Source organism: Streptomyces sp. NPDC057099 (assembly GCF_042671245.1).
In the GTDB taxonomy this organism is placed as follows: Bacteria; Actinomycetota; Actinomycetes; order Streptomycetales; family Streptomycetaceae; genus Streptomyces; species Streptomyces purpurascens.
In genome coordinates this window covers 1-10160 of sequence record NZ_JBHUTX010000091.1, presented here as the reverse complement: position 1 = coordinate 10160, position 10160 = coordinate 1, and the positions used below count along the sequence as shown (strand labels likewise).

Genomic DNA, 10160 nt, shown 5'->3' with positions numbered 1-10160 from the left:
CAGTCCCCAGGGAGCCGGGCACCGCTCGTATCACCGACAGTCAGCGCTGCTGGAAGACACTCAGGGCTGCTCGAAGTCGCCCGCGAGCGCCGAGGCGATCCGCAGATGCGACTCCGCCTCCTCGTACCGCCCCTGCCGCTGGAGCGTGCGGCCGAGCATCAGCCGGGCATAGTGCTCGACGGGGTCGCGCTCGACGATCGTCCGCAACTCCGTCTCCGCACGCCACAGTTGGGCCGAGTGGTAGTAGGAGCGCGCCAGCAGCAGCCGCGGCCCGGTCTGCTCGGGCACCTCCTCGACCAGCCCGACCAGGACCCGCGCGGCGGCGGCGTAGTCCTTGGCGTCGAAGAACAACTGCGCGCGCTCCCAGCGCTCCGCCGGTGTTCCATGGGCGTAGTACGTGGCGTCGTAGGTCGTGTTCACTCGGGGCCTCCTTCGAGGCCGACAACCAGGCCGGTTGGTTCAATATTCCACTACCCGGGGCGAGCCTTGCGGGCTTGGGCGGGCCGCTACTCGGACAGAGCCGCCAGCTCGGCATCCGCCCGCTCGGTGATCAGGCTCAGCACCCGGCCGGCGACGGCCAGGTCCTCCGCCGGAATGCCGTCGTAGATCCGGGCGGTGAAGGGTGCCGTCTCGCCGGAGGTCCTGTCGTAGAGCTCCCGCCCGGCATCCGTGATCCGCACGCCCGAACCCTCGTCCGGGGCCAGCAGCCGCGCGGCGATCAGCTCGTCGATCACGCCGTGCACCTCCGTCGCGTCGATCTTCAGCGCGCCGGTGACCCCGTCGACGAGCCGCTCGCGCCCGACCGGGCCCTCCGCGATGGCAACGAGGCGGAGGGTGACGGACTGCTGGAAGGTGAGGCCGTGCCGGGCCAGTACGTTCTCGAGGATCGCCCGGCCGGCGTAGTGGGCCAGGGCGATGACGCGGGGGCCGACCGGGGGTGTGGTGGTGGTCATGACTGCTCCGTCTCGTTCTCGCCGAAGGGATCAAGAGGTGCGTCGAGCAAGGCCGTCAGGTCGCGCGTGAACTCCCTCGCACGCGCGCTGTCGAGACCGCCGAGCGGCTCCAGGAGCTGCTGAAGCAGCCCCTGTACGACGGTGATCGCCCGCGCGGTGACCTCACGCCCCTGCTCGGTGAGCGCGAGCTGCACCGCGCGCGGGTCGCGCGGGTCCCGGGTGCGCTCCAGGAGGCCGGAGGCCTCCAGCGCGCGGGCGAGCTTCGACACATAGAGCGGCTCGAGGCCGGTGTGGTCGGCGAGACGGCGCTGACTGGGCCGTTCGCCCGAACGCCGCATGCCGTACAGCGAGGCCATGAGCGAGTACTGCGCATGGGTCAGCCCCAGCGGGGCGACGGCCCGGTCGACGGCCACCCGCCACTTCATCGACAGCCGCCACACCAGGAAGCCGGGCGTCGCGCCGTCGGAACCTCTACTCATGGCCGATACGGTACATGGCGATTATGTACATGGCTACTATATTCCAGCCGGTGCCCCGGGATCGGCCGCCCGAACACCCCGCCCGGATACCCCGCCCGTATGACGCAGTGGCGCAGTGACGCACTGACGCCGGGCCTCCCGCCGGACTAGGTTGTGGCCATGAGCAATCTTGAGCGCGAGGCGGCCCCCGCTCTGTGCGGTGGCCGGGGCTTCGTGGTGGCGGAGCCGGTGCGTGAACTCCTCAGTCCCCGGCACGTCAAGCTGGGCGAGTCCAGCGAGGTCCGCCGGCTGCTGCCCAACCTCGGGCGCCGGATGGTCGGGGCCTGGTGCTTCGTCGACCACTACGGTCCCGACGACATCGCCGACGAACCCGGTATGCAGGTGCCTCCGCATCCCCACATGGGGCTGCAGACGGTGAGCTGGCTGCACGAGGGGGAGGTGCTGCACCGCGACTCCACCGGCAGCCTCCAGACGATCCGCCCGCGCGAACTGGGCCTGATGACCTCCGGCCGGGCGATCAGCCACTCCGAGGAGAGCCCTCGCTCGCACGCCCGTTTCCTGCACGGCGCGCAACTGTGGGTCGCCCTCCCGGACGGCCACCGCCACACCGACCCGCGCTTCGAACACCACGCCGACCTGCCGGTCGTCACGGCACCCGGCGTCAAGGCCACGCTGATCCTCGGAGACCTCGACGGCGCGACCTCGCCCGGCACGGCGTACACCCCGATCGTGGGCGCCGACCTGTCCCTGACCCGAGGCGCGGACGTACGCCTCCCCCTGGAACCGGACTTCGAGTACGCCGTCCTGTCCATGTCCGGCGAAACCCACGTCGACGGCGTCCCGGTCCTGCCCGGCTCGATGCTCTACCTCGGCTGCGGCCGCCGCGAACTGCCCCTGCGGGCGGAGTCGGACGCATCCCTGATGCTCCTGGGCGGCGAGCCGTTCGAGGAGGAGTTGATCATGTTCTGGAACTGGATCGGCCGGTCGCAGGAGGAGATCGTCCAGGCCCGTCAGGACTGGATGGAAGGCTCGCGATTCGGGGAGGTGAAGGGGTACGACGGGGCTCCGCTGGCGGCCCCTGAATTGCCGGCGGTGGCGCTGAAGCCGCGAGGAAGGGTGCGCTGACCTGCAGGAATTCCTGGAGCTAGAGGGCTGACGATATTTGTTCACTCGGATGCTGCCCTCTTCATGTTCGATCCTGGCGGGAGGCGAGCATGTGAAGTTTCGGGGACAGCCCCGGGCGATGGGCGACTCCACGGCGGGGCCGCCTGTGGGCAGCTGTGGTGGGGGTGTTCTGTTCGCAGCTGCGTCGAGTGCACTGGTTGTCGCAGGTTCGGTGGTGCCGGATGGAAGCTGGCTCAGGGCTGGGCTGACCCCGCCCAAGCCCGGCGGCCGGGGCCTTCTTCTTGCGACGTTGTAAGGAGAAGACAAGACGCGTGTGTCGTTGGCTGGTCGGCGAGCTCACTGACCATGGACGTTCGACGGAGGCCGCCACTCCGTTGTACTCCGGTGACACACCTCTGGCCGATATCATTGATGGCCCAGGCAGCGAAGCGGTGAGATGAAGCACCTCCTGTTGGCGGTACTCGAGGCCGGGTCTGTGGAAGGCGTCTGTGTCGATGTCTCCGGGCAGTCGGCCGGCTTCAGGCGGGCAGATCGCGAACGTGGTGCCGATTCACGCGAGCACCAGTTCGTTGTCGTCTGACTCTTCAAACAGGTAGGTGACTGCGTGATGGGATGCCCGGAGGAGGGCGACAAGTTCCATGTATCGCCTCTGATTCTCCGTGCAGACCTGCTCACTCGCGAGCTCCGAGGTCATTTCCGCGAAGAACCTTTCTGCCATGTCCAGGGTTGCACTGCGCTGAACCAGCATCTGCATCAAGCTCGTGCTGCGCTGGACACCCTGCGAGGCCCAGTTCCTGAACTCTTCAGACATCTCGCTGGAATTCGCGGAATCCCTTAGCTAGGCCAAGAGCTCTGCCAAGGTCTTAAGTACCCGTATCGCACTCCATCATCAACGCGTAACTGTGCGTCGCTACTACAGGATCCGGAGAGGGGCCCCGGGGCGCCGTCACGCACAGGTGAACAGGCCGAATCCAATGAACTAGCCAGAGTTGACTACGTGCCGGGTGCGTTGCCGGTGACAGTGCTCCGCCTACCAGAGCATGGTGATCGCTCGTGCCGCGTCCTCGACTCCAGGGTTGAGAGCAGATCTGGCAAGGCGGAGGAATTGGGTGTGCAAGGTGTGCGCAGCGAGATCCCTCTGCCTCCACATTGATCAGTCACTTGTCTCGTTCAGCGGCCTGCTGCTGTCTTGTGGGCGTGGCGCCTGGGGTGATCCGGACCGGCAGGACAGTTCGTTCGTGCCAGTGACCTCCTGGGCGTGACCTGCATGCCTGCTGACCTGGGCAATTGCGTTGGAGAGTTCGGAGTAGTTCCCTCCACTTCCCGGGATTGCCCAGCAGTTCCCGGCCGAGTGTGCACTGGTTGTGCACTGGGTCGGGTAGTCGGCCCTGCCCTGTGAGTGCACGAACGGGTTTGCGATGTGGGGCACAGTTGACGTACGGCGCAGTGCCGGGGGTCCGGGTCCCCGGGCCGAGAAGTGCCGTCCTGTCGGGTGTGGCGTGGCCCTGGAAGTCGTACCACGCGATGGTGGTGCCTATGAGGCTGGTCGTGACGATGCGCTTGAGACTGGCGGGGGAGCGGTCGCGGGTGAGGTCATCGGCACCTGGACATGGCCATGCACCGTCAGCGTTCAGTGGCTTCGTGCTGTGTCTCGGCCTCGGGCGCAGCCGCCGACTCCGCTGCGGGGGCGGTGTAGAAGACGGACCTGCCCTGCTTGGTGCGCTCGGCCTGGCTCTTGGCTACGAGTCCCTCGAGCGTGACGCGAACGACCTTGGCTGCGATGTCGCGATCGGGGTGGGCCTGGCCGAGTGCTGTGGAAATCTCCGCAGCGGAGCGTGGTTCCTTGTGCTCGGCGAGGTGGCGGCGAATCAGCTCGACCAGGGTGGGCTGGGCAGTCTTCGCGGTGCCCGCCGCCTCGGCTGCGGGCTTCTTTGCTGCACGTTTCCGTGGCGCGGCGGTGGACTTGGGCGCCTTCCGCTTCCCGCCGGGCGTGGCGCCGGCCTTCTTCTGGCGTGGAGAGGGCACTGTGGCGCTCTGGGGCTCGGCGGCAGGCTCGGGCGGAGCTTGTGGGACGCCGAGTGCCTGCTGCATGTTCACCAGCACGGTGTGATCACGCTGCAGGGCGGCCAACTGTTCCTGCAGGGAGGCGATTTCCGCACTGATCCGTTCCCGCTCCTTGACGTTCGCCTCAAGGTCGCCGGTCACCTGGGCGATGTACTGGGATGTCAGTTCGGTGGAGGGAGTTGTTGTCTCGGGCATGCTGCTGAACCTTTCCTCGGCGTGTGAGCGTGCTGCGGGGTGAAGTCCGACTTGAGTGAAGTCTGGGCGGCTTCGGCAGCGGACACCGCATGTGCCGCGAGATGCCTTGGTGTAGAGATGGTACGGACAGGCAGAGCCGATTGTTCCCGCCGAGTGATGTTCTTTGCTCAGCGTGGGCTTCTGGGCTGCAGGGTTCGGTGCCAACGGGGCAGTGCGCAGGTACGGGTTCGTGCCTGCGGCCGAGGGAGATGCCAGGAGCCTTTATCGGTCTCCCGGTTGTGATGCCAAGCCCCAGGGCGCCTGTGGTCACCAGCCGGTCGAGGAGTTCTCCGGTCTGTGCGGAAGTGCCCACACAGACCCGGCGAGGATATCTATGCCGGTGCTGTGCTCGGCCTCGCCGGGGGAGCGCGTTGGCCGTCGGCCGGTACATCCGAAGTCGAGGGGACTTCCGGTCTGTCAGCCCTCACCGGTATCGCCGCCCAGCAGATGGGCCTGTCCGACCGCGCAAATGCCGACGCTCCCCACGTACTCGCCCTCGGGCGCGCATACCCGCCGGAGCCGGCAGCATTCAATTCGTTGGTCGCCCCGCAAGATGATCTCTATGGTTGAGAACATGGCTCATGCGAAGACCTCGTACGTCTGTCTTGGTTGCCGGGCCTCCTTCAAGCAGCCCTACGACCAGGCGAGAGAGCGGATCTGTCCCCGCTGTGCGGAGCCGCTGATCCATGCAGGTTCGGCGTTCGCCGTGCCCCGGCGGCGGGATGTCGCGGCGTGGCGAACACTGACGGTGTTGCTGAACGCGGGTGTGAGATTCCACAAGAGTTGCTGCGGCGGGCCTGGATATCGCCCCCGGACCCTGCGTGAGGTACGCGAGCGGATGACGTACGCGCAGCGCAGCGGCGAGCCGATCGCACACGCGCTCATCCGGCGGGACGTGGGGTGACAAACGGGCTCGCGGACCGAACACTCAACTGGCCAGCTGGAGCACGCGCTTCCGTACCTGGTGGATCTGCACCGGGCTATAGGCCACACCGTCCATCTGTGCGTCCTGCGCGGCCGCGACATGCCGGTCCCGCCGAACGCTCCACCGCCCGCCCGCGTTTGGCGCACCACAGCAGGTCTGGGAGGATGGCCGGCAGCCGTCCGTGCCGGGTCCGGGAACCCGCGGGCGGCGAGAGGCGGGCGGGAGAGCGGAGCGGTGCGGCACATGCCGGAGTACCCGGAGTACCTTGCTGCGGTCGTGTTCGCCGCGGGCGGCGTCGTCAACGTCCTGCTGGCACCGCACCGGTTCTCCACCGCCGTCCTGTTCTGCCTCGCGGTGACCTCTGCCGGACTCGGCGTGGCCGATCGCAGTGCGGCAGCCCACCCGACCATCGCCACCGTCCTCGCCGTTGCCGCCCTGCTCCTGGCGCTCGCGCTGGGCCTGCTACTGCTGGCCGACGGCGTCCTCCTGGTCCGGCGCTACGGACCGCAGGCAGCCCTGCTGGCGACCGGGGCCGCCGGCTGCGCGGTGCTGGCGGTGCTCGGCCTCGACGCGGTCTTCCACGCGGTCGGCGGCGAGGCGTTCGGTGCCCTCGTGGTCGCGGTGAACGCGGCCGCGGGATACCTCACTCTGCTCTTCCTCGTGTTCGCCGGCTACGTGTTCGTCCGGGGCCGTAGCACCCCCTTGCCGGAAACCACCCATGTCGTCGTCCTGGGCGCCGGGCTCAACGGCGACCGGCCCGGCCCGCTGCTGACCCGCAGGCTGGAGCGCGCCCTCGCGCTCGACGCCGCCCGCGCACCGGACACGCCTCGTTTGGTGTTCATCGTCTCGGGCGGCCAGGGCGACGACGAGGTCCGCTCCGAGGCGGACGCGATGGCCGACTATCTGCGTGGACGCGGAGTGCCCGACGACCGGATCGTGCGGGAAGACCGCTCCGTCAACACCGGGCAGAACCTCCGCTTCAGCGCGGCCCTCGTGGAGGGCACCGCTCCCGGCCACCGTGCCACGGTGGTCACCAGCGGCTTCCACGTCTACCGCACGACCCTGCTGGCCCGCCGCGTCGGCGTGCCCGTGCACGTCGTGGGCGCGCCGACCTCCCCCGCCTACTGGCTGGCCGCGACACTGCGCGAATTCGCCGCCATCCTGTGGCTGGACCGCCTCCCCCTGGTCGGACTCAGCCTGCTGCTTGCAGTGCCGGTGGCGACGGCGGTCTTCGAGCACTGAAGCGCCGGCCGCAGACCCCTTAAGAGGTCCTGACGAGGGCGCGCCGTACATGGCGCGGTTGGGGGGTGCCCTATGTGTTTGGTCAAGGTCGAGGACCAGTAGGTTCATGTGCCCGGGGTGAGGACCGAGTCGTAGGGGGCGTTCGTGGGCGATAGCCAGGTCACGATCAAGCTGACGAGTGACGAGGCACTGGTGCTGTCGCACTGGCTGGAGAAGCTGCAGATGACGGACCTCAGTCGAGTTGTCGACGATCCGGCGGTCTGGGCACCGATCCATCGGATTGCCGGAACGCTGGACAAAGCGCTTCCCGAGCTGTTCGCGCCTGACTATGACCAGAGGCTTGAGGCCGCTCGTCAGCGACTTCGGCCGGAGGGCTGAACTGATTGGTCTGAACTCCTCACCTGGCAGCAGCGGGTTGGGGTTCGTAGAAGGTTCCGTCGAGGAGCACGGCGAAGAGGACGTCGGCCCGTCGTCGTGCGAGGCAGAGCAGGGCTTGGGTGTGGTGCTTGCCCTGCGCGATCTTCTTGTTGTAGTAGGCCCGCGATTCCGAGTCGCCCAGTGCAGCGAACGCGGAGAGGAGGAAAGCCCGTTTGAGCTGTTTGTTTCCCCGCTTGGAGGGCTGTTCGCCTCGGATCGAGGAAACCCGAGCTCCGGGTCGCCGGGGCGAGACCCGCGCAGGCGGCGAGGTGGCCGGCGGTCGGGAACGTGCTGCCGTTGCCGACCTCGATCAGGATGCGGGCTCCGGTTCTGACACCACCCCCCGGATCATCAACAACGGGAGGGGGGAAGTCATGCCGGACCCGAAGGCCGGAGGCCCCATTGCGGAGCCTCGAAAACGGTAGCGGGGGGAGAGGGCTGGCCGGGCTGCCCGAAAGATGGGGTGGGGCGTCTTGACCACCGGCGGAGCCAGCGATCGGGGTCCCACGGCCAAGGGACACGTCTGGATGGATGTCACCAACGACAACAAGCAGTCTTGGATCCAGTGCGGTCCGTTCGCAACGTTCTCGGCCGGCGCCAGGCTAACGACCGCGGCCTACCCCACCAGCAGCTCGGTGAGCCGAGCCTTCCGTGTCTGCGCACAGCTGACCAGCCTCGGCACCACGAGCAACATCGCATGTACCCCCTGGTGGTAGACCCCCGCTCCGGATCATGTGCCACCACCGTCCTCGCCCGCCTGCGGCTGCACACGCGGTCGCGGCGGCCGGTGCGTAGCAGCCGGTCGCTGTAGGCGAGGAGGTCAGCGCGGCCGGGCAGGCCGGAGAGCGAATCGCGGCGGGCGGCGTGCAGCTGGCGGCGGACTCGGACGTCGTCGGCGAGGACGGCCAGGGCTAGGGCACGGCGGTCGCGGTGATGACCAGGCTGCGTGAGGGCTGCCGTAAGACGGCGGTTGCAGGCATGCTGGAATCTCCGTTCCCGCCCGTCAGGGCGGAATGAGGGAGGTGCATCCGGGGCTTGCCGGTGCGTGGGGTGCGCCTCCTGTTGCGTGAGGGCCTGAGCCCGGCCGTGGCCGGGGGTGGCCAGGCTTCGGGGCCCCGGCCTGCAACTCGGCAAACTGCTCCGCTGGCCAGCTCTAGGCGGGCGTCACCTTCGAAGCGGACCGGCTCCGGCCCCCTCGGTCCCGAAGAAGGTCAGCAGGAGCAGACCCTCTTGTGCCAGAACACGCATCTGCTCAGCGAGCAGCGCGGGCAGTTCTCCAGGTGGGATATGGATCATCGAGTAGTGGGGCCAGCACTCCGCCGAGCGCACCGTCCTCGACCCGCAGGGCCTGCATTCGCGCTTCGTCGAACCGCAGCGCCGGCTGGGCCCGCCGAGCGTGGTCGACCATGGCCGGGGAGAGGTCGAGCCTTGATTGGCGTAGGCATTGACCGACGTCATGGACGTTGTTGACGGCGGGCGTTCCCGCCGGTTACCCGTGCTTGTCCGGTTCGGCGTCGGCGAAGGCGCGGTATCCGCCGAGATCTCGGGCTGGGCAAGGACTTCGCCGCGGTGTACGACTCGGACCGGACCCGGGGCCATCATCGGATGCTGATCCGCCGGCGTGGCGAGGTCGTGTCGGACATGCAGCAAGACCACCATCGTCGTCATCACCGCGAAGTCCGCCGGCCGCAGGGTCTTCGGCCTCGCCACCGCAGACGTCGTCCGTCTCGCTTGACCTCTTGCGCGTCAGTCCGGCAGCCGGTGCAGCTCGTGCGCCAGGGTTTTGGCGACGGCACGGATGCGGCGGTGTAGTGGCGACTGCTCGCGTGGGAGGACCAGGTGGATCGTCAGGCTGGGCGCGCCTCGCAGTGGTCGCCAGGTGAGACCGGCCGGTTGTGCCGTGGCTGCGGCTTCTCCGGCCGGGGCGAGGGTGACCCCGTCGCGCAGGTCGCGCTGAGACATGTCGAAAGAGACTGTGGGCGTGTGGAATCGGGGGTGTGGTCGGGTGTCTCGGAACAGTGCGGACAGCTGATCGTGGATCACGGGTTGGCCGCACGGTCAGCACGAGATCGACCACCTTGAGGGGACCCTCTACACCGACCGGATGCGCCCCGGAGTCGACCGGATCTCCGTGGACCAGTACCGGCAGGACAGTTCGTTCGTGCCAGTGACCTCCTGGGCGTGACCTGCATGCCTGCTGACCTGGGCAATTGCGTTGGAGAGTTTGGAGTAGTTCCCTCCACTTCCCGGGATTGCCCAGCAGTTCCCGGCCGAGTGTGCACTAGGGTCCGTCTTCAAACGGATCTTGCCCAGAGCAGGAACGACGCGAGATTGACCGCTGCTTCGTAGGAGGTGGCTGTCTTGTCGTATCTGGTGGCGATGCCGCGGAAGCCCTTGAGCCGGTTGAAGCAGCGCTCAACGATGTTGCGTTGTCGGTAGGTCTCCCGGTCGAATCTTGGTGGTCTTCCTCCGCGGCGGCCGCGGTTGTGCCGGTGTCGTTGCTGGTCGGTCTTCTCCGGGATGGTGTGTGCGATCCCGCGCTTGCGCAGGTAGGCACGGAAGCCGCGGGAGCTGTAGGCCTTGTCCGCGATGACTTCGTCGGGCCTGCAGCGTGGCCGGCCCAGGCCGGCCCGCGGGACACGGATACGTTCCAGGAGCGGGCGTGCGCAGATGCTGTCGTGACGCTGGCCAGGTGTCAGAAGGATCGCGAGCGGCCGACCG

Annotated in this window: 12 protein-coding genes and 2 pseudogenes; 5 read left to right on the top strand and 9 right to left on the bottom strand. The window is 68.1% G+C overall.

Annotated elements, in window-relative coordinates; all coding sequences use genetic code 11:
• Positions 1-60: 60 nt before the first annotated feature.
• From ACFT4A_RS42040 to ACFT4A_RS42030, 3 genes are all read right to left on the bottom strand, one after another.
• Positions 61-420: a tetratricopeptide repeat protein gene (locus ACFT4A_RS42040; protein WP_382841874.1), complete on the bottom strand. Its 360-nt coding sequence runs from the start codon at positions 418-420 to the stop codon at positions 61-63.
• 86 nt (positions 421-506) lie between these two features.
• Complete coding sequence (locus ACFT4A_RS42035) at positions 507-953, bottom strand: MarR family winged helix-turn-helix transcriptional regulator (protein WP_382841872.1); 447 nt, start codon at positions 951-953, stop codon at positions 507-509.
• Positions 950-1432, bottom strand: coding sequence for a MarR family winged helix-turn-helix transcriptional regulator (locus ACFT4A_RS42030; protein ID WP_382841869.1), 483 nt, complete (start codon positions 1430-1432; stop codon positions 950-952). The genes ACFT4A_RS42035 and ACFT4A_RS42030 overlap by 4 nt, the downstream gene beginning before the upstream one ends.
• 159 nt (positions 1433-1591) lie before the next feature.
• On the opposite strand from ACFT4A_RS42030, the gene ACFT4A_RS42025 reads away from it, so the two are divergent.
• Positions 1592-2557 (top strand): pirin family protein, encoded by a 966-nt coding sequence (locus ACFT4A_RS42025; protein ID WP_382841866.1) that lies wholly within the window; start codon positions 1592-1594, stop codon positions 2555-2557.
• A 550-nt stretch (positions 2558-3107) separates the two neighbouring features.
• Here ACFT4A_RS42025 and ACFT4A_RS42020 read toward each other — a convergent pair.
• Positions 3108-3368 (bottom strand): hypothetical protein, encoded by a 261-nt coding sequence (locus tag ACFT4A_RS42020; RefSeq protein WP_382841863.1) that lies wholly within the window; start codon positions 3366-3368, stop codon positions 3108-3110.
• An 812-nt stretch (positions 3369-4180) separates the two neighbouring features.
• Complete coding sequence (locus tag ACFT4A_RS42015; RefSeq protein WP_382841860.1) at positions 4181-4816, bottom strand: hypothetical protein; 636 nt, start codon at positions 4814-4816, stop codon at positions 4181-4183.
• 613 nt (positions 4817-5429) lie between these two features.
• Between ACFT4A_RS42015 and ACFT4A_RS42010 the strand changes: the two genes are divergently transcribed.
• The 3 genes from ACFT4A_RS42010 to ACFT4A_RS42000 all read left to right on the top strand — a co-directional run bounded on the left by ACFT4A_RS42010 (position 5430) and on the right by ACFT4A_RS42000 (position 7400).
• The gene (locus tag ACFT4A_RS42010; RefSeq protein ID WP_382841857.1) at positions 5430-5759 is read left to right on the top strand and encodes a deoxyxylulose-5-phosphate synthase; all 330 of its coding nucleotides are present in this window, start codon (positions 5430-5432) and stop codon (positions 5757-5759) included.
• 264 nt (positions 5760-6023) lie between these two features.
• Complete coding sequence (locus ACFT4A_RS42005) at positions 6024-7022, top strand: YdcF family protein (RefSeq protein WP_382841854.1); 999 nt, start codon at positions 6024-6026, stop codon at positions 7020-7022.
• A gap of 144 nt (positions 7023-7166) precedes the next feature.
• Complete coding sequence (locus ACFT4A_RS42000) at positions 7167-7400, top strand: hypothetical protein (protein WP_382841851.1); 234 nt, start codon at positions 7167-7169, stop codon at positions 7398-7400.
• Positions 7401-7419: 19 nt separating this feature from the next.
• Here the strand turns inward: ACFT4A_RS42000 and ACFT4A_RS41995 are convergent.
• The 3 genes and pseudogenes from ACFT4A_RS41995 to ACFT4A_RS41985 form a co-directional block, all read right to left on the bottom strand.
• Positions 7420-7786: pseudogene (locus ACFT4A_RS41995) on the bottom strand (transposase); the annotation flags it as partial.
• A 764-nt stretch (positions 7787-8550) separates the two neighbouring features.
• A pseudogene (locus ACFT4A_RS41990) lies at positions 8551-8871 on the bottom strand (class I SAM-dependent methyltransferase); the annotation flags it as partial.
• Positions 8872-9185: 314 nt separating this feature from the next.
• A complete protein-coding gene (locus ACFT4A_RS41985) occupies positions 9186-9401 on the bottom strand; it encodes a hypothetical protein (protein WP_382841849.1) in 216 nt (71 codons plus the stop codon).
• A 76-nt stretch (positions 9402-9477) separates the two neighbouring features.
• Between ACFT4A_RS41985 and ACFT4A_RS41980 the strand changes: the two genes are divergently transcribed.
• On the top strand, positions 9478-9624 hold the full coding sequence (locus ACFT4A_RS41980; RefSeq protein ID WP_382841878.1) for a peptide deformylase: 147 nt from the start codon (positions 9478-9480) through the stop codon (positions 9622-9624).
• A gap of 109 nt (positions 9625-9733) precedes the next feature.
• Here ACFT4A_RS41980 and ACFT4A_RS41975 read toward each other — a convergent pair.
• Positions 9734-10160: IS5 family transposase (locus ACFT4A_RS41975; protein WP_382841846.1), on the bottom strand; the 427-nt coding region annotated here is incomplete at its 5' end.